The 19658-nt window shown below is 45.1% G+C and carries 20 protein-coding genes; 8 read left to right on the top strand and 12 right to left on the bottom strand.

What is annotated here, in order from left to right:
• Positions 1-43: 43 nt before the first annotated feature.
• Genes eutH through AC5ELV_RS15100 form a run of 3 tightly spaced genes read right to left on the bottom strand, consistent with a single transcriptional unit; the run spans position 44 to position 3513 of the window.
• Positions 44-1153 (bottom strand): ethanolamine utilization protein EutH, encoded by a 1110-nt coding sequence (gene eutH / locus AC5ELV_RS15110; protein ID WP_493430832.1) that lies wholly within the window; start codon positions 1151-1153, stop codon positions 44-46.
• An 11-nt stretch (positions 1154-1164) separates the two neighbouring features.
• Positions 1165-2199: a Gfo/Idh/MocA family protein gene (locus AC5ELV_RS15105; RefSeq protein ID WP_493430831.1), complete on the bottom strand. Its 1035-nt coding sequence runs from the start codon at positions 2197-2199 to the stop codon at positions 1165-1167.
• A 33-nt stretch (positions 2200-2232) separates the two neighbouring features.
• Positions 2233-3513, bottom strand: coding sequence for a glycoside hydrolase family 140 protein (locus tag AC5ELV_RS15100; protein ID WP_493430830.1), 1281 nt, complete (start codon positions 3511-3513; stop codon positions 2233-2235).
• Between the two features lie 249 nt (positions 3514-3762).
• On the opposite strand from AC5ELV_RS15100, the gene AC5ELV_RS15095 reads away from it, so the two are divergent.
• A complete protein-coding gene (locus tag AC5ELV_RS15095; protein WP_493430829.1) occupies positions 3763-4791 on the top strand; it encodes a LacI family DNA-binding transcriptional regulator in 1029 nt (342 codons plus the stop codon).
• 116 nt (positions 4792-4907) lie between these two features.
• Here the strand turns inward: AC5ELV_RS15095 and AC5ELV_RS15090 are convergent, their stop codons facing one another.
• Both AC5ELV_RS15090 and AC5ELV_RS15085 read right to left on the bottom strand, forming a co-directional pair.
• On the bottom strand, positions 4908-5813 hold the full coding sequence (locus AC5ELV_RS15090; RefSeq protein WP_493430828.1) for an NAD(P)/FAD-dependent oxidoreductase: 906 nt from the start codon (positions 5811-5813) through the stop codon (positions 4908-4910).
• A 113-nt stretch (positions 5814-5926) separates the two neighbouring features.
• A complete protein-coding gene (locus AC5ELV_RS15085; protein WP_493430827.1) occupies positions 5927-6325 on the bottom strand; it encodes an Rrf2 family transcriptional regulator in 399 nt (132 codons plus the stop codon).
• Between the two features lie 158 nt (positions 6326-6483).
• Between AC5ELV_RS15085 and AC5ELV_RS15080 the strand changes: the two genes are divergently transcribed.
• The 5 genes from AC5ELV_RS15080 to AC5ELV_RS15060 all read left to right on the top strand — a co-directional run bounded on the left by AC5ELV_RS15080 (position 6484) and on the right by AC5ELV_RS15060 (position 12078).
• The gene (locus AC5ELV_RS15080) at positions 6484-8409 is read left to right on the top strand and encodes a BglG family transcription antiterminator (protein WP_493430826.1); all 1926 of its coding nucleotides are present in this window, start codon (positions 6484-6486) and stop codon (positions 8407-8409) included.
• 167 nt (positions 8410-8576) lie between these two features.
• Positions 8577-8900 (top strand): PTS lactose/cellobiose transporter subunit IIA, encoded by a 324-nt coding sequence (locus AC5ELV_RS15075; protein ID WP_250274013.1) that lies wholly within the window; start codon positions 8577-8579, stop codon positions 8898-8900.
• 18 nt (positions 8901-8918) lie between these two features.
• Positions 8919-10214: a PTS sugar transporter subunit IIC gene (locus AC5ELV_RS15070; protein ID WP_493430825.1), complete on the top strand. Its 1296-nt coding sequence runs from the start codon at positions 8919-8921 to the stop codon at positions 10212-10214.
• Between the two features lie 71 nt (positions 10215-10285).
• Positions 10286-11722, top strand: coding sequence for a glycoside hydrolase family 1 protein (locus AC5ELV_RS15065; protein WP_493430824.1), 1437 nt, complete (start codon positions 10286-10288; stop codon positions 11720-11722).
• Between the two features lie 29 nt (positions 11723-11751).
• Positions 11752-12078: a PTS sugar transporter subunit IIB gene (locus tag AC5ELV_RS15060; protein WP_250240211.1), complete on the top strand. Its 327-nt coding sequence runs from the start codon at positions 11752-11754 to the stop codon at positions 12076-12078.
• A gap of 68 nt (positions 12079-12146) precedes the next feature.
• On the opposite strand, the gene AC5ELV_RS15055 is transcribed toward AC5ELV_RS15060, so the two are convergent.
• From AC5ELV_RS15055 to AC5ELV_RS15045, 3 genes are all read right to left on the bottom strand, one after another.
• The gene (locus AC5ELV_RS15055; protein WP_493430823.1) at positions 12147-13079 is read right to left on the bottom strand and encodes an NAD-dependent epimerase/dehydratase family protein; all 933 of its coding nucleotides are present in this window, start codon (positions 13077-13079) and stop codon (positions 12147-12149) included.
• A 131-nt stretch (positions 13080-13210) separates the two neighbouring features.
• Positions 13211-13837 (bottom strand): DUF1796 family putative cysteine peptidase, encoded by a 627-nt coding sequence (locus AC5ELV_RS15050; RefSeq protein ID WP_493430822.1) that lies wholly within the window; start codon positions 13835-13837, stop codon positions 13211-13213.
• Positions 13830-14477 (bottom strand): DUF1796 family putative cysteine peptidase, encoded by a 648-nt coding sequence (locus AC5ELV_RS15045; RefSeq protein WP_254329199.1) that lies wholly within the window; start codon positions 14475-14477, stop codon positions 13830-13832. The genes AC5ELV_RS15050 and AC5ELV_RS15045 overlap by 8 nt, the downstream gene beginning before the upstream one ends.
• Before the next feature lie 243 nt (positions 14478-14720).
• On the opposite strand from AC5ELV_RS15045, the gene AC5ELV_RS15040 reads away from it, so the two are divergent.
• Positions 14721-15068, top strand: coding sequence for a hypothetical protein (locus AC5ELV_RS15040; RefSeq protein ID WP_307353341.1), 348 nt, complete (start codon positions 14721-14723; stop codon positions 15066-15068).
• A 25-nt stretch (positions 15069-15093) separates the two neighbouring features.
• Positions 15094-15489 (top strand): hypothetical protein, encoded by a 396-nt coding sequence (locus AC5ELV_RS15035; protein WP_493430821.1) that lies wholly within the window; start codon positions 15094-15096, stop codon positions 15487-15489.
• A gap of 88 nt (positions 15490-15577) precedes the next feature.
• Here the strand turns inward: AC5ELV_RS15035 and AC5ELV_RS15030 are convergent, their stop codons facing one another.
• Genes AC5ELV_RS15030 through AC5ELV_RS15015 form a run of 4 tightly spaced genes read right to left on the bottom strand, consistent with a single transcriptional unit; the run spans position 15578 to position 19495 of the window.
• A complete protein-coding gene (locus tag AC5ELV_RS15030) occupies positions 15578-15751 on the bottom strand; it encodes a hypothetical protein (RefSeq protein WP_493430820.1) in 174 nt (57 codons plus the stop codon).
• A 22-nt stretch (positions 15752-15773) separates the two neighbouring features.
• Positions 15774-16994: a glycosyltransferase family 4 protein gene (locus tag AC5ELV_RS15025; RefSeq protein ID WP_493430819.1), complete on the bottom strand. Its 1221-nt coding sequence runs from the start codon at positions 16992-16994 to the stop codon at positions 15774-15776.
• Between the two features lie 33 nt (positions 16995-17027).
• Positions 17028-18254, bottom strand: coding sequence for a sialidase family protein (locus tag AC5ELV_RS15020; protein ID WP_220025943.1), 1227 nt, complete (start codon positions 18252-18254; stop codon positions 17028-17030).
• A complete protein-coding gene (locus AC5ELV_RS15015) occupies positions 18254-19495 on the bottom strand; it encodes a sialidase family protein (RefSeq protein WP_493430818.1) in 1242 nt (413 codons plus the stop codon). The genes AC5ELV_RS15020 and AC5ELV_RS15015 overlap by 1 nt, the downstream gene beginning before the upstream one ends.
• Between the last annotated feature and the right edge of the window lie 163 nt (positions 19496-19658).

The raw sequence follows: 19658 nt of genomic DNA, 5'->3' as shown, positions 1-19658 counted from the left end.
GGCATTCAATACTTCTTTGGCTGTTTTTTATGATCCATCATGTTCACTCCTTCTTGGATGCGCTTTCTATTTTTCTATTCGTAGTAGCTGGATGTGCAATAACTGCAACAATTACGGCACTGATCCCGCCTGCAAGTTTACCTACGATCATGGCAATCACCATACTCTTGTCCATTCCTGCTACAAAGCCAAGATGTCCTCCCAGAACGAAAGATCCACTGACAGCAAAAGCAATGCTGATCACTTTTCCTCTGGGCTCCATTTCTTTAACTAAAGTAAAAGTAGGAATATTATGAGCAAGACTAGCTACCAGACCCGCAGTAGCCGATGGATCTATGTTTAGCAAACATCCTGCCCGTTCAAGCGGTTTTTTGAATATTTTTGTAATACATGCAACGAACGGAAATGCACCCGCCAATACAATAGCAATCGTTCCAACCGTTTGTACACCGACAGACAACGGAGCCATATTGGGAATGATCACAAATCCGGTTAAGGTTTCGACCCCAATCGCTACCAAACCGACAAGGGATAGAAGCCGAATGCCGTTACCAAACCACTTGAACAATCGGATCGTAAGCTCCGTAAATAGACGTAATCCCAGCATAATGATTATGGAGAGGAGCATGGGAATGATCAGATTTTTTAAAATTATCATCACGTCAAATCCGGCGGTCATTCCCCCTATGAAACAGCCAACGGGAATTGTACTGATACCGATCAAGATACCTTTTGCAAAATATGGATGATCTTCTTTTCCCAAAATGCCGAGGGCAACCGGAATCGTAAATACGAGCGTTGGGCCAAACATGGTCCCCAGAAAAACCCAGGAAAACAAACTCGCTTGCTGGCTGTGCGCCATTTCTGCCGCAAGTGCGTATCCTCCCATATCTACTGCCAATATCGTATTAGCAAAGGATGCCGGATCGGCACCCATTGCCACATATAACGGTGAAACCATGGGGATCAACCATGAGGCCAGTACAGGAGCTAAGGAAACAATTCCTATCATGACCAGAGCAAGAGAGCCCATGGTCATGAGCCCATTGTTGAAGGCTTGTCCCAAACCCCAGCGATTTCCCAAACATTGATCCAATGCACCCAGCACTAAAAAAAGAGCGATAACATACATCACAATATCGTTAATGGACATCCTGTTGCCTCTTAATACACATGAACTTTATGATTTTCTGCGCTGTCATAGGTGTCGAATACAAGCTGAAGGGTCTTGATATTGTCGTGACCACTCGTTTGAAATTCTTTTCCCGTGTTGAGGCAATCTATAAAATGAGCCTGTAGCTTTTTATGGCTTTCCTCATAGTTTAATTCAGTCTTTTCAACCAATACTTTTTCGACTCCCTGATTATTAATGAGAGATAATTTACCTGTGTTATACAGTTTTAGGGTGGCCTCATCGCCTTCAATCACCAGCTGTTCTTTATGATCGGGAAGGACCTGCTCTGGAAGCTGCCCATTCAGCTCCCTACGAGTCGCCCAACTCATATCCATAAGACCAAAATAATGTTCATAACCTAACATGATAATGCCCGTGTCTTCTCCCTGTGTGTATGGGCTGACCCGCTTGGTTTCCGCATACAAACGCTGAGGTTCACCGAATAAGAAACGCCAAGTATCCAGCCAATGAACTCCCATTTCATAAAACAAGAGCTTGGGCATATCTCTGAAAAATGGCTGCGGCAGCTCTTTTTCCGGGGCAAACCTTGGCGAATAAAAATCGGTATGTGTATAACGTATAACATTCATATTCCCAACGATGTTGTCTGCCAGCAATTTTTTTATAATTTGAAAAGGTTCAAGCCAACGCCAATTTTCCGTCACCATAAGTCTGACTCCTGCTGCTTCAGCAATATCTACAATCTGCTCAGCTTCCTCCACAGAACATGCAAAAGGTTTTTGGCACATAATATGTTTTCCGGCTGCGGCCGCCAGTCTAACCAGTTCCAGATGTGTCTCAGGAGGTGTAATGATGTCCACGACATCAATATCCGCTTCGCTTAGCATCTCCTCCAGGCTGGTATAACAATGTTCAGTAGGTATATGGAATTGAGCTGCTTTTTCAAAAAGTAAGCCTTTATTTTGATCACAAAAACCTTTGATTTCTGCATCCGAGATAAACTGCCATGCTTTTATATGTTTCTCCGACCAATATCCCGTTCCAATAACACTGATTTTCCACATGTTGCTTCACTCCATCCACATTCTTCTCTATTTTTATTTCGTTCCAATGATGACAACATCACTTTCAAAGCTGTGCATGTCTAGTACCGATTGATCCTTTTGGACGGACACATCGGTTTGGGCAAACCGCTTCCCGGCTAAATCAATCGTTGTAAACTTGTAATCCTGCACGTTGATACTTAGTCGTACCTTCGTGTTAAATGGGACATACAAGATCACGGAATTCTCGTTCCCCGCAGCTCTGATTTCCTCTGTCTTGTTTAAAACAATATCCAGCGGCTTTACGCCAATCAGGTTATACATTTCAAACAAATATTTAATAAAGGAATAATCCCATGCGCCCTCAAATCGCAATGCTGTTCTCCAATCATAGGGACTATCGAATCCTTCCCCTTCTACAATGCCGAATTTCTTTCCTTGCTTGTGCCAGCTCCAAATGCCATGCGCTCCGTAGGTGATTCCCGCACCCCCGCCTGCAAGGAGGCTTTGCCATGCTGCTTTTCTGGCATCCAGTGCTGTGTATCTGCCATACACATTGCGGCTGTAACTAATTTGTTCATAACATGGCTCCCCATTAATGACAGGCCGTATATCTGGCTTATGATAGAAATGTTGAGCAATCTCATGGGCTACATGCTGAAACTCGGAATTATGTCCTGATTGATACATATAGAATCCAAGACCCTTGTGTTTCTCAAAGGCTGGAGGAATTTCTCTCAATCTCCCTTGAATATGCAGCGTAGTTAAGCTTGCCGGGCTTAATTGTTGTACAATTTCTAGTGCTTTTAAATAATAGGAATTGGCACGTTCGGTTGGAAAATCACTATCCCCGCTAATCAGAAAAATAGGATCAAATGGAGAAAAACGGTTTACGATGTACGTTACATAGGGTTCAACGCATTCAAACGGCATTTTATTACCCTTTTGGAACATTTCAGCCCATGTATCCGGCACATAGTTACACCACAACAAAACCAGTGCCGGAACAAATCCACGCTCTATAGCCACTTTCAACATGATTTCTGCCCGATCAAAATAAGCTTCGTTTAATGTATGGTAGTCGAAATCCCCATTTTCCAGTATTGGAAACGGCTGTAGATTCAAATCCGATTCACTTGCGTCCCATTGTCGGAGCATGTTGATTTGCAACACATTGAAACCTTGCATTTTCCGATAGTCAAGATAATCGCTCCACTCTTCTATCGTAGCGTTGGTAAATACACTCCAAACCGTATCTGCCAAATAAAAAAAAGGTTTTTCCTCTTTTGTAAAACTTCTTTGATTTTCAGCAATGTTTAAACTCAAATGAATCACCGTTCCTCTCTTGCTGTATTCACAAATTCCTCTAAACAAAACTAAATAAATAGCTAAACTTATATATGATTATTTCGCAAATAAACTAAATTAAAGCGCTTTACACTTGAATATTAACACTATAAATCATATAAGGTCAACAAATTTTATTTTTATTTATTTAGTTTAGTTTAGTTTAGTTTATAGCCTAAACTTTCTTGCTGAGTAATGATATAATTTATGTAGTTTAGTTCAATAGGGGGTTCCACATTGAAAATTGATGATATTGCAAGGCTTGCAGGTGTTTCGAAATCTGCTGTCTCTCTTGCTTTTAATAACAAACCCGGAGTCAGTGAAGAAACCAAGGAGCAAATTCTAAAAATAGCCCAAGAGCATGGATATAAACCACGCACCATGAAGACAGGCAAGGAAGTTATTAAAAATCATCATGTGATACGCTTTGTGGCCTGTAAAAATACAGACATCGTAACAGAGCATTATGATTCACTTCCATTTTTCAATGAATTAATTCATCATATTACCAATCAGGTAAGAGAACATGGAAACACCCTGATTTTTTCGTCTTTTGATAGCCATAGCCTCGAAGAAGAATTATCTGGTTTGGAAAAAGATCAGCCCTCTTCAGGCATACTTCTGCTTGGCACCAACTTAACTTCCGAGATTATTCATTCCATACAATCCATTCATTCCAATATCGTGATTTTGGATACCTGCTTTGAACACGTCGATGCCAGTTTCGTATCTATTAACAACTATCTTGGTGGGTATCAGGCAGGCCAATATTTAATTCAGTCAGGACACAGAAAGATAGGATACGTACAATCCAGTACCAGAATTCTTAACTTTAAAAAACGAAAGGAAGGGTTTATGGCGGTTTTAGAGGAGCACAATCTTTCCATAGAAAATGGGCTTACATTTGATATGCATCCCATGCTTGTGATGTCACAGGACGCATTTAAAACAGCTATTCATGAATTGAATGAGCTACCTTCGGCCCTATTTTGCGAAAATGATTATATGGCGATCAGTGCCATTAAAACGTTTCAGGAAATGAACATTCGAGTGCCTGAACAAATTTCCATCATGGGCTTTGATAATATACATGAGGCCAAGGTCATTAGCCCTGAACTCACAACCATTCATGTGAAAAAGGATATTTTGGCTCGAACTGCTGTAAACTTGCTTATGGAGAGGCTTAACAATCATCAGGGGCATCATACTCAGGTTCTTGTGAATACAGAGGTTATTGAAAGAAGATCTTGTTTAGCCTTGAAATGACCTATGATCATTGGTTTATTATTGCTTACTGTCTCTATGATTTTAAAATAAAGCCGCCATATAGGCGGCCTTTTTTTTAATCATCCAATTGCATATTCGACATTTTCAATTTCTCCTCATTCGTTGAAATCCTCCTCTGTCAAATCCATATTTACGCTCGCAGCGGTTCGACTGCCGTCGGCCGCCGCAAAAATCAACTGAGAAGGCATGAAATACGATGAATCCCCAGCAGCATATACACCAGGTATGAAGGTTCTCCCCGCTTCATCCGTCTTGATCCCGCCCGACTCCGTTCTTTCACAGCCTAAATGTTCTCCAAACGGTGCACTTTGTACAAACTGGGGAGTCACGAAGCCGCCGATCCTCGGGACTTGAGTGCCATCCGTAAAGCGCACGTGCTCAAGCTTTCCATTGTGACCGATGAACGCCGCAACAGGTTGCTCCATTACCACGATTCCTTTCGAATGAAGCCGTTCCTTTTGCTCTTCGGACAGGGATGCATGACCGTTCGTACAGACGATCAAATCCTTACTCCAGTTAAGGAGCAATTTGGCTGTATGAAATATAGCCGCCGATTCAGAGACGAGGACAAGCGGTTGATCCCGCAGCTCCCAGCCGTCGCAATAAGGGCAATTAAACAAGCTTTTCCCGTATAACGGATAAAAACCTTCGATCTCGGGAAATATCTCCTTTACGCCCGTCGCTAATATCAATTTTCGCGCTTGAACGCAAAGGCCTGACAAATCAAGCACCTCAAATCCGGATTCGTTTTTCGTAATCGAAACAACCTCGGTTTGCAAATGATGGACAGACGGATAACGCAGTACTTCTTCATAAGCTACACGTCGGAACTCGGCTGGCGTTACGCCGTCTCTTGTAATAAAACCGTGCGACGCATGCGTAACCGCATTTCTGGGCCGATTATTATCAATCAAAGCCACACTTCTCCTTGCCCTGCCCAGCACGAGGGCTGCATTCAACCCAGCGGGCCCTCCGCCAATAATAGCGCAATCGTATAGCATAACACCCAACTCCTCTTCAAAGATATTAAAGACTCCTTATGTCTTCGATGAAACCAAAAAAAACGTTTTACATAACTGGCAACCACCCTCTTTCTATATAAAATCGCTACCTTTTACACTTGTGTTTGCTTTTGCGCCAAATCGATCAATTTCGTATTTTTTAGATGTCGTTCCATTTTCTCCTCTGCTTCCCTCATTACAGCCTGAATCAGGCACTCCGATCCGTGGACAAAATCACATTCGAACAAAGAATTCGTACCTTCAATGGCATGGATAATATCCAAAAAGGTAATATCATCTTTATGACGGGATAGGCGATAGCCTCCATTGGCTCCAGAAACGGATTCGATCATTCCGGCCTTCACAAGCCTCGTCAAAATTTTTGAAAGATAAGTTGGTGAAACATTTTGGGATTCGGCCAATTGCTGAACACCTACCGGCTTAACCGACGAATCAGCAACGAGCATGAGCATGGTGTGCAGCGCATAATTTGTGGCTTTTGTAAATTTCATAACTACACCTCAATCAAAGACTTATTGTGTCTACTATATCGCTGAATCTGCTAGTGTGTCAAGGTCATCTAGGATTCACGCTGTTGTCAATCCTTCTTTTGGTTACGCTCTAACCGTTGTATACTGTTCATCAGAACAGCTAAGAAAGGGGGCTCGTTGTGCGTATTTTTGATATTCTTCGTATATTGGTTGCTGAACAGATGGTCAACGGAGAACACTTGGCAAATTCATTGAAGGTATCTTCTCGAACGATACGAACGGATTTAAAGGAATTGGGTGCGCTGTTGTCAAAGCATGGAGCAGCAGTTAAACCCCTTAAAGGAACAGGCTACAAGTTAGAGGTTCGGGACGAACAAGCATTTCATCAGCTGCTGAAGCAATTAAAGGATTATGAAAATAATGTACCCTATCCATTAGCGAATTCTTCTGAAGCTAGAAATCGTTTTTTAATGAAAAAGTTGTTGCTTACCAACGCATATGTCAAACTTGATGATTTAGCTGAAATCCTGTATGTTAGTCGATCTACTTTACAGAGTGACCTCAAAGAAGTACGCAAATTACTGGCAACTTACGGACTATCTCTGGAGAATAGACCCTATCATGGTATTCGAGTCAAAGGTAATGAGGCTAAGCTGCGTTATTGTATTTCCGACTATATATTTAATAGGTTAGATGAAATAGGTGAGCAGCAGGTGTCCCCCCCTCCTCTAATCTCTAACGAAGAGATGGATTTCATAAGAGAAGTGATTCTGGATCGTATCGAGATCCATGATATTCAGCTGTCGGACATTGCCCTGAACAATCTGGTCATTCATATTGCTATAGCATGTAAGCGTATTCGCGAAGAAAGGTATGTGTCGTATTATCCGCAAGAGATGAAAAAAATTGAAGCACAAAAAGAGTTTAGGGTGGCGACTGAGATCGTATCTGCTTTGGAACAAAACATGGAGCACTCCTTTCCACTTGTTGAAGTTGCGTACATTGCTGTGCACCTGCTGGGTGTAAGGACCGTCGTTAGTGCGCATATGGATGAAGTGGAGATTAAAAAGATCATTGATAAAGATATCTACGAACTGACTATCGAAATACTAGACCAAATTGATCAGCAGTTGAAGATGAACATTCATAACGATCAAGAATTGCTGATTGCATTTTGCCTTCACCTCAAACCGGTGATCAACCGTTATCAATACGGAATGAATTTACGTAATCCTATGCTGGATGAAATCAAAGCCAATTACCCGCTTGCCTTTGAAGCAGGTATCATTGCTGCGGAGGTCATCAAGCAGCGGCTTCATATACACATCGAGGAAAATGAAATTGGGTATTTAGCCATTCATATCGGAGTCGCGATGGAAAGAAAGAAAATGGAGGACGCGCCCAAAAGATGTATGATCGTATGTGCTTCTGGACTCGGCAGCGCAAAGTTGCTGTATTACAAGCTTCAATCGGTCTTCGGTTCCAGGTTGGATATCGTGGGAACCACTGAATTTTATAAGCTGAAACAAATGCCGTTGGATACACTGGACTTTGTTATTAGCACGATCCCCATCTCAGAACCGCTTTCTATCCCCATGATCCATGTGAATACATTTTTAGGCGGTTCCGATATTACTAAAATTGAGCAAGCCATTTCTGAGGCCAGACTTCCTGCTGTGCAGTATGTACGAAAAAAATTGGTCTTTCTTCAGCAGAAGTTTGAGAACAAACTCCAAGTGCTTAAATTTATAGCCGAAAAAATACACGAAGCAGATCTTGTAAAAGGCCCCCTGCTGCAATCTGTAATAGAGCGTGAAGCCGTTTCCCCCACTTCATTTGGCAACTTTGTCGCGATTCCGCATCCGATGGAACCTTTCGCAGATTCTACGTTTTGGGCCATCTGTACATTACAAAAAGCTATCGACTGGGATGGCAAGCCAGTACAATTTATTTGTATGCTCTGCATACAGCGTACCAAATCAGAAGATTTACAGACTATGTATCATATTTTGCTTGAACTTTTAAATAATGAACAGCTCGTCCAACAGCTTATTCGCTGCAAATCGTATACAGAATTCATAGAAGTGTTGCATAAAAATGGTTGAACATAAGGAGTATGAAAAACGATTTATTTCCGGTAAGAAGAGGAAATAATGTGCGTTATGTTGAAAGCGATTCCAAATTATAATAGCCATATGACGAGATGATTGAAAGGAGAGAGGATCACGTGAATAATGATGAATCTACAGAGCACGACGTGAACATGGAGGACATGGATGATACAGAGATTGTATTCCAAATTATATTATACGCAGGGAATGCACGCAGCTCGGCCATGGAGGCGATTGAGCTTGCAAAGGCGGGGAAATTTCAGGAAGCCAAAGATGAATTAGCCTCAGCAAAAAAAGAACTGGTGTCCTCCCACAAAATTCAAACCAGAATCATCCGTAAGGAAGCAGCGGGTGAAAAAACAGAGATGTCCGTCATGATGGTGCATGCTCAAGATCATTTGATGAATGCCATCACCATTCGCGATATGGCCTCAGAGTTTGTAGACTTGTATGAACGCATTGATCAATTCGTACCGAAATCGTAGAGGGAGGGACGCTATCCCATGGCATTCAAAGACAAACTGGTCGATGGCCTCACATCAGTAGCAAATGCAATCAATAATTTTAAATATATTATAGCGATCAAATCAGCTTTTATCACATTGATGCCTGTTATTATTGTCGGTGCCTTTGCTGTACTGATTTCCAATATGGTCATGGACCCGGTCAATGGTTTGGCCCATTTTAAGCCGTTCTCATTTCTGGCTGAGTACAAACCGATTTTCTCGGGCATTAACTACGCCAGCTTGAATATCCTTACCATCCTAGCTATTTTCATGATTGGTCTGGAGCTAGGAAAAATTAACGGAGAGAAAAATCTCTTCCCTGGGCTACTGGCTGTGATCTGTTTTATATCTGTGACACCAACCACGATAGAGTTGATGGTTAATGGAGAAATGCAAAAAGTAACGGATGTCATAGCCCGTCAATTTACGGATACCAAGAGCTTGTTTTTAGGTATTTTCATAAGTATTCTATCCGTTGAGCTGTATAGCAAACTGGGCAAGTCTGATAAGCTAAAAATTAAAATGCCTGAAAGTGTTCCCAGCAATGTGGCCGTTTCTTTCTCCGCGCTCATTCCTACCATCATTACGGTGACTGTCTTCTCGATGCTTGGATTTTTCTTCCATAAGTTTACGGGGCTCTACCTGTACGATGCTGTCTATAACGTGGTGCAAAAACCTCTAGAGACCGTGGTACAAGGACTGCCGGGTATACTGGTGCTGATGTTGGTTGCGCAAATTTTCTGGGTGATCGGTATTCACGGGAACCAAATGGTAAAGCCCATTCGTGAACCCCTGCTACTTGGAGCGATTACTGTCAACATGACTGCTTATGAGCAAGGACTGCCCATTCCGAACATTATTACGATGCCTTTCTGGGACGTATACATGAGTATCGGTGGTTCAGGGATTACGTTGGCCCTATTGATTTGTATTATGATCGCTTCCAAACGTGAGGATATGAAGGAAATTACAAAGCTTTCGTTGGGTCCGGGTCTGTTTAATATTAATGAGCCTGTCATTTTTGGACTTCCGATTATGTTAAATCCATTGATGGCTATCCCTTTCATTATTACTCCGCTCATCACAGGAACGATTGGTTACTTTTCGACGTTGCTTGGATTTGCAGGTAAAGCCGTCGTCATGGTTCCATGGACTACTCCGCCTATTATTAATGCCTACCTGTCTACAGGTGGAAGCATTGGCGCTGTCGTAACTCAGATCATTTGTATTGTGGTAGCGATTATCATTTATTTCCCGTTCGTCAAAATTGCCAACAAGCGAACAACTGAATAATGCGCTACTATAGAAATACACCAATTAATTGAAAACGCATTCTTTATACAATGAAAAGGAGAAAACATGTCATGGCTAAACATACGATACAAATTCCGCCGAATTTCATCATGGGTGCAGCGGCTTCCGCCTGGCAGACAGAGGGCTGGAGCGGTAAAAAAGAAGGTCAGGACTCATTCCTGGACCAATGGTATAAAAATGACCGTTATGTCTGGCACAACGGATATGGACCCGCGGTTGCAACCGACTTTTATAATCGCTATGCCGAAGATATTGCGCTGATGAAGCAGATTGGCTTAACCCATTATCGGACTTCTATTAATTGGTCCCGCTTCTTAACGGATTATGAGAATGTAGTGGTGGATGAAACGTATGCGGATTATATGGGCCGGGTCATTGATGAGCTGATTGCAAGCGGAGTCGAGCCGATGATTTGTCTGGAACACTATGAGGTCCCCGCCTATCTGCTGGACAAATATGAGGGCTGGTCTTCCAAGCATGTAGTGGAGTTGTTTGTAAAATATGCGGAAAAAGTGTTTGAACGGTACGGCGATCGGGTCAAGCACTGGTTTACGTTTAATGAGCCCATTGTTGTACAGACTCGTGTCTATCTAGATGCCCTTCGCTATCCCTATGAACAAAATACGCGGAAGTGGATGCAATGGAATTATAATAAAACGCTGGCTACCGCAAAGTGCGTACAGCTTTTCAAAGCAAAAAACTATAGTCAGCACGGGGCTAAAATAGGCGTTATTCTGAATCCCGAAGTCACTTATGCCCGATCAAGCGCCCCTCATGACCAGTATGCGGCACATGTGTATGATTTATTTTACAATCGAGTATTTCTGGACCCGCTTATTAAAGGCGAATACCCGCAAGAATTGTTCGATCTCATGAGCAAGCATGATATTGCATTTGAAGCTACAACGGAAGAACTGACAGTGATTAAGGAAAATACCGTTGACTACGTCGGGATCAATCTCTATTATCCCCACCGGGTCAAAGCACAGAGTAAAGCGTGGAACGAAAACACCCCCTTCCACCCCTCTTACTACTATGAGCATTTCGATCTTCCGGGTAAAAGAATGAACAAGTCACGGGGCTGGGAGATTTATCCGAAAATCATTTACGATATGGGAATGCGCATCAAGAACGAATATCACAATATCGAGTGGTTTGTCGCAGAAAATGGTATGGGCATTGAGAATGAAGTTGCTTTCAAAAATGAGGAACACATCATTCAGGACGACTATCGTATTGACTTTATAACTGAGCATTTATACTACACATTACAAGCTGTAGAAGCGGGCTCCAACTGTACAGGTTATATGCTGTGGGCCTTTACAGACAACGTTTCTCCTATGAATGCTTTTAAAAATCGCTATGGACTGGTGGAAATTAACCTGGACAATGATCGAAGTCGGCATTTGAAGAAATCAGGCTACTGGTATCAAGCTGCGATCAAGGAACGCTCATTTATTGCTGATCTGGATGAAGAGTACAAGTAGTTAAAAATGAATTCTGGAGGCGCTCAAATATGAAAAAAATTATTTTGGCATGTGCTGCGGGTATGTCTACATCCATTTTGGTTTCTAAAATGAAAAAAGAAGCAACAGCAAGATCCATAGAGCTGAACATTGAAGCCATCCCCGAAAGCACCATTAAGGAAGAGCTGGACGCCGTTACAGATTCTGTGATTGCTATTTTGCTCGGACCTCAAGTGCGGATGCGTAAAAAGGCAGTAACCGAAATTGCAGCTCCCTATGGTATCCCTGTAGATGTCATTGACACGTTGGCTTATGGTAGAGGAAACGGTGCAGCTGTCCTGGATCAAGCCTTGAAGCTGGCTGGCGAGAACATCTAATTGCTATTCAAATGAAAAAGAGGCTGAGTATTTCCTCAGTCTCTTTCTTGATATCCGCGCGCTTTTTATCAAGACATACCTTCTTTGCCTGAACCCATACTGCTCACATACGTTTCCTGTAATCCGGCAGAAATGCCGTATAGCGGTTCCCAACGAAGCCAATGTCTGGCGACTGCGTTACTAAGACAGCTATGGTGAATGTCTCCAGCTCGCGCTGGTGAATACACAGGGCGGACAGACGAACCATGCAGTTTTAGTAAATCGTAGGCCAGTCGATTAATGGACGTCGTTCGCCCCGTACTTACATGGACTGTGCGTTGGTCCGCTGCATGGATAGCCGCCATATTCGCTCGAACTACATCCTTGACGTACACAAAGTCGCGGGTTTGCGTCCCATCGCCGTGAATGAGCAAGGGGCTTCCTTTTTTCAGCCGCTCCATAAAGAGGGCAACTACACCCCCCTCTCCCTTCGCGGCCTGACCGGGACCATACACATTTCCATAACGTAAAATCGTGTAGTTCATGCCGTACAGCCGATAAAAAAGTCGAATATACGATTCTGCGGTCAGCTTGGACAGTCCGTAGCCTGAAATGGGCTCCACGGGATCGTCTTCCTGAATACATTGCTTTTGCAACTCTCCGTATACACCAGATGTTGACGCGAATATAAATTTCGACACACCTGCTTCGTGACAAGCCTGCAACAAATGAATCGTCCCCAACACATTCACATCCGCGTCCTCATCGGGTTGATGGATGGATTGCTGCACGTCCGCCTGTGCGGCCAAGTGAAACACAATATCCGGGCTTTCCCGAATCAGCAGCGTCCTAGCTTCAGAGCTGCGAATATCCGCAATATGCATGACCGCGCGCGGGTCCACATTTGCCATATTCCCGGTCGTCAGATTATCCAGCACATGCACTCTGATGCCCGAATCAGCAAGCGCACGTACCAGCTGAGAACCAATAAATCCGGCTCCCCCGGTGACCAAAGCCTTCACTAGCTCACCCTCCTTTTGAACCGAAGCATATGACTTCCCTTCGCATCATGTTATGCGACTCCCTATAGCTTGGCGCAGGCACAAGCACAGGCCGAAGACAATCTATAATGTGTCTCTGGAATCTCAGCACCTCAGACATGCAGCCTGACATTTTCCAGCATATAACGCCACATCTCATCTTGACCGTTCCATATATCCTCAGGCGGCAGCTCCACTGAAACCAGCCGTTCCAACCCCCAATCCAGCTCCGTCACACCATCAGTCCCTGTATAATCCACGTATAACAAGCGAAAATCATGTGTAATCCTCTGTAATAACACATCATGTAGCTCCACCGCTTGCTCCCGACTGCCCCCGAGACGAACCAGTAGCAGACGGGACGCAAGCGTGAATTGATCCAGTAGACGTGCGATGCGGCGATCAAGCGTCGTTTTGAATGCAGGGTAGGAAGTCAGCTGCTCCGATGTATTCTGGCTAACCGGAAAATGATGTGCCGCTGTAATCCCATAGGATGCATCCTCGACCATGAAGTTATGCTCGCCGTAATCATGCCCCGTGACACGTAGACTGTCAACATCCATAAAACCGGCAAAACGGGCGTCCAGCAAGCGACTGATCTGTGACAAGTTACCGGAAATCATCCAGTCCAGCGGACCCGCATAGGGACGCAGTCCGTTTTTATCCAACTGAATGGAAGGCAAGCAATGTCCACCCAGACTGAATACAGCATCATAATCCCCCTGCAACCGCTCAAGCACGACGCCCTCCCCTTTCCGAAGACAAGGTCATCCCTTTAAAAAGAGTACGCCAGTGCGGATCACTCTTGTAATTCCATACATCGGCAAAGGGCATTTCCACCGCGCATACATGCGGAAGCTGCCAATCCACCTCCGTCAACTCCGTTACACCGGAACAATTCACCAACAACAAACGAAATTCATTCGCTACCATGCCTGACAAAATACGTTCCAGTTCCTCTACTTCTTCATAGGTTCCCAGCATACGGACGAACAAGCTACGCTTCGCCATCTGTGTTTTTGCAAAAAAACGTTCGATACGACGGTCTATCTTTTCCCTGAACTCGGGATAGGTCACCAGATCTGAGGACGTATTGCGTTCCTGCGGAAAATCATGCACCGAGATCACATTATAAGCGATATCTCTGACCATATAATTCAGTTGGCTCGTACCAACGACACTTAAATTGGGCAAATCCATAAATCCGGCAAACCGATTTTCAAGCAAGCGGTTCACATCGGACAGCGTGTCAGACATCATCCAATCCAGTACCCCGGCAAACGGCCGCAAACGGTTCTTTTCCAATTGAATGGCAGGTGTACAGTTTTGTCCCAGACTGAAGACCGCTTCATATTCCCCTGCCAGCTGTGCGAGTCTCATAGCCGTGCCTCCTTTTTTAATACGACCTTCCCTCAGATCCTGCTTGGCCCTTCTTCTGTAGTCGAAAAGGGACTTCAGGCCGTAGTTTGTTCCACTTTACATTACATGCACAGCACGGCGAAAAGGGTTGGACACCGATGCGCTTTTTGTCAAAGAGGCGTACAACTATCCAGTCCAATCCCGGCTATTTTTCATATCATATTAAGGCTGGTAACCTAACGGAATTCAAGGAGGCATCATCATATGTCCGTATTTCTTTTAACCGTCGATCACCATCTCGCCTACCATAGCGCCCATATACAAAGCTGCCATGTGACCTTTTTCAATCGTGAAAAGAGAGCTGTCGATGTGTTGCTGGAAATGGGAAATGACAGTGGCGTTTTCCGACGGCAGCTCCTTCGATTGAGCCCTTCTCCCGAAGCAGGCTCCGTGCTAGAACTCAAGGATATGGAGGCAGCCCAAAATCCGTTTTATCTGCGAGTGGTCACAAGTATTTACAACCCGGAAACGCTGTTTATCCTGGCTGAATTTGTGGAAAACGGGAACATTGTCGCTAAGCGCACAGCCAGTCATTTTACCGTGACGCCCTAATGAAAGGGCAGAGGAGGAAGAAGGTATGTTGAAATATTCAGTTCAAAATAAAGCTGAGGCAGGCACATATGCACTGCCTTTTCAGGTCACCGAACAGGAGAGCGTACTCTCTACATTGATCATTCCTGCAAGTGAATCTGAAGGACGTATTGTCATTGAAGTCTCTTTGGCATGGGAAAATCCGCTGCTCAACTGGGATATCGGAGAACTGGATATTCGATTGCGTCGTAATGATGAGCAGGGACCTATGCTGGATTGGTTGCAGGACTCCTGTTATCAGGAGGGATTTGCCGAGTTAAGCTATGAGGAAACGGGAAAACAGGCAGAGCCTTATGTATACTGCTTGACCGTACAATCAGCTGACCGTCGTGCTGTTGTTACGGGGCCGCTCATCATTCGAGGCTCAGTTTATGAAGATTGACGAAAACCTGGATGGACAATGAGCTGAAATAAACTAAAGGCAGGTGGGAGTTTTAAGCCCGACCTGCCTTTTTATAGAGCCTGTGCCCTCATGGTGCGGGTTGTTTCAGACGTTCCAAAATGTCAGCGTCTGGCAGCTTATAATCTTCCGGCAACGAGGTGTTAATTCGGTTCCATATTGCGTAATCGACCTTCAGATCCGGGTGCGACTGCTGGATTTCAAAAATATGGTTATACAAGTCCCCAACAACAGGAAAAGTCATGCTCTCCCTCCTAACTATTGAATCAACGTACTTGATTCAGCGCTTGCCCATAAATATTCACGAGCCGTTCAATCATAACATCCAGAGACCAGTGTGCAGTCCCCCATGCTTTGGCACGCTTCCCCATAGCTATCCGCACTTCATCCTGAGCCAGCAAATGCTGCAAATGAGCTGCCAGTGTCTCCACATTGCCAACCGGGGAGACCAGTCCGGTGTGTTCATGCTTCACCATTTCCGGCAGTCCGCCCGCATCCGATACCACTGCCGGAAGCCCCATAATCTGCGCCTCCATGACCGAAAACGGCTGATTATCCTGTATGCTCGGATGAACAAAAAGGTCCGCCAGTTGTAAAAGAGCAGGTACATCTTCACGATGCCCCAGAAAAACCACGTCTTCCTCCAGCCCTAGCTCCTTCGCCTGTGTTTGAAGCTCTTCCCTTTTATCTCCCTCCCCGACAATCCAGCAAACCCAATCCGTACGACTTGCTTTCAGCAGGCCAAGAGCGCTCATTAAATAATGCAGCCCTTTGATATAGACCAGCCGTGAAGGACAAATGATAACTTTTTTTCCCTCAGGTCGTACCATGTCCGTTCCCCGGGCGTGGACTTCCCAGAAGTGCTCGGTATCCAATCCGTATTGGAAAGTAGCAATCTGCTGCTCAGGCACTTCGAACTCACGCACAAGCGTCTGTTTCATCCATTCTGTAGACGTAATGGTAATATCCGCGGATAGAGCACCATAGTGCTCCAGCGCCCAATAATATTTCCACATCAGCGTCTCACGGTACCCCTCCTCATGATCCCGCTCCAGAGCCATCATGACTTCACGAGCCAGCGAGCCATGAATATTCGCTACCAACGCACTATCCTTACGTTTGACCCGACTTAGAGCACGCGTCGCAATGACATCTTGCGTGTGAATAACATCATACTGCTCAACCCCGAAATACGCCGCTGCCAGCTCCATACAGTATCGATCCTTTTCCACCGTCTGCACCCATGAATCCAAATGTAAAACAGGAACAGCCGATTCATTCAGCTTCGTATGCAGCAGGGGCAGCAGTTGATCTTTGAGCAGCTCCCTATCTTCAAAAACAATATGGTATTTAGGTGTATCCGGTCCGTTCCCCATCAAATCTACCGTGTGACCCAGTAGCTCCAGTTTCCGTTTAATCTGCAGCATAAAGGGCCATACGCCACCCAAATGAGGAATCGGCCAATACGTAGCCAACAAAATTTTCAAAACAGCCTCACCTCCTCTGTCTCGTACGCTGAGCTACATTCCGTTACTTCCGTAAATTTGCTGGAAACCCGATAACGCATCTGTCCAGACCGCAAAAAATCCGTTATTCGGCACGATCGTTACATCAATAAAATTACCGATTGTAACGACTGGAACCGGGCTAATCCCGTTAGGATTAAAGGAGCTATCTGTTATTCTGAGGTTCGTAAATGTATTCCCTCCGTTCGTTGATTCGGCCACAAATACGTCTAATAAAGAGGTCGTTATTTGATTCGTATAATATACGATCTTAATCACGCCGGTCACAGGCGAAACATCAATAGCCGGGAAAAAATGCTGTGCCCCGGCACTGGCCCCTGTCACCGATTGCGGCGCAGTCCAGCTTAATCCGCCGTCCACCGACCGGGCGAGCAGTACATCCGCATACCCTGCCCGATTATCCTGCCAGACCGCATAAAGTGTTCCCTGATTCGGGCTAGTGGAGCGATCCACCGCAATGTTGGCCATCGGCAACACATTGAAGCCAAACCCGGGCACGGGCAACGGACTCGGAACCGGGACAACAGAAGATACAGGCAGCGAAGAACTGAACGCTGTCCCTCCATTGAAGGACACAATGACCTGATATTGGTTAACCGGATTCGTCACAATGTACCCGACATAAATGACCCCTGTAATGCTCACGGTGATTTCCCCCCGTGTGATCTGATTCGAGCCAGCGGTGAGCACCACGGGTGTATCCCACGTGATTCCTCCATCCTGCGAACGCTGGAAGAACATGACTGATCCGCCAAAAAAGTCAGGATTGTACTGATGCGTATAACATAAATAGATGTTTCCGGTATAGGAGCTAACCTGAGAAGTATCAAATTTCACGCTGACCTCAACATTGTTGACAAATGTCCCATACCCTCGCTGGGCAATCACGGGCGGATCAAATGTATTACCGTTATCTCTGGATACATAGGTAGCGATGGTACCGCTCAAGCCATCTGCGGTAAATACGTGACAGGCTATGACAAACAAGTTGGGAAAACCGTAGCTGACGCTATGGGATTCCGCTCCTACATAGCCGGCTGGCAGCGGTAAAATCTGCTGTGTGAAGGAGACACCGCCGTTACCTGAACGGTATACCGCTGTCAACGGCGGCCCTGTCGTAAAATCGATAGCCGCAGACACAATGGTACCGTCGAGCAGGTTGAAAGCTACACTCGGCTCCTGCGCCAGCCTTCCGTTAGGCGTAAGCTGTACGTTCGGCATCAGGCTCCACCTCCCGGTACACCGGCAAAAATCGTTAAACTGCCTGTGCGCGTATCCGTCCAGACGGAAATGTAGCTATTCGGCGGCGAAATGGCTACATCAATATAGTCGCCGATCAGCTCTGATTCGCCTCCACCGACATTCGGATTAAAGGAGGTCGTTGTGAGACGACTGTTCGTAAAGGTGTTGCCGCCATCGACAGACTCGGCGGCGAACACATCCAGATTAAAGCCGTCCAAGCGATTGGTATAGTACACGACAACGACCAGTCCCGTCTTGGGCGACACCGAAATCGCAGGAAAGAAATTTTGCGAGCCAGGCGGGCTGTCGGTCACAATGATTGGAGCACTCCAGCTACCGCCAAAATCGCTTGATTTGGACAACAAAATATTGCTGTATCCCTGACCAAAGTCCTGCCAAACGGCATATAGCGTATTTGTTGTGGAAGGCACACCCGAGCAGTCCGCGGCCAAGCTGGGGAAATTCAATATGCGAAAGTCATAACCAGGAACGGGCAAAGGATTGGGCACTAGCGTTATATTGGATACAAGAATATCCCCGCTGAAAGTTGCCCCTCCATCAAAGGAGCGCCGAATAAAAAAAGCCGGTGTTTGCGGACCCGTACGAATCCAACTGACATAGACACTTCCATATTTGTCGACCGCGGGCTCAGGTCGTTCTGTGGAAGATTGGATATTCGAAAGCAATAACGGTCGATCCCAAGTTAGTCCTCCATCGGTGGAACGCTGGTAGAACGCCGCAGATTGAGCATTAAAATCCACATTATATTGGCGGTTATACGTGACATAGACGTGCCCGAGATAGGGACTTGCCCCCGCATTATCCGTCGTAATATTAGTCCAGTCATTATTAATGTAATCTCCAAAACCCGGATTAATGACCACTGGAGGATCAAAAGTGGCTCCATCGTCCGTAGAGCGATAGATCACGATAGCCCCGTTCTCATTTCCCGGAAATACATGCGCGGATACGATAAAAATATTCGGGAACAGATAGGCTACCATTCCTGCCTCTGCCCCTGTATATCCTGGTGGAATCGGCAATAAAGAATCCGTCCAGTTCGCCCCGGCGTCCAAGGAACGATACAGCCCAATCAGCGGAGGCCCGCTACTAAAGTCAACAGCGACAGCCACAACAATATTCGGATTTAACAAATTAACGGCGACACTGGGCTCAAATTTAGGCAAACCGCTGGGTGTTACCTGAAAATTAAAGGGCATCGTGAGCATTCCCTTCATTATATAAATAGACATGCCTGAAGCGGTTTTATTAAAATGTACTTTTTTTCGGCATAGCCTACAGACAACCATACAGGCTTTCTTTTCAATAGATTCATAGTATAGAAGCATCCCTTCAGGGGTTTTCCAATATTCTGTTTTTTGA

This window comes from Paenibacillus sp. NMA1017 (assembly GCF_058895805.1).
Note: the sequence above shows the minus strand (reverse complement) of the source record. Positions and strands in the feature narration are given on the sequence as shown.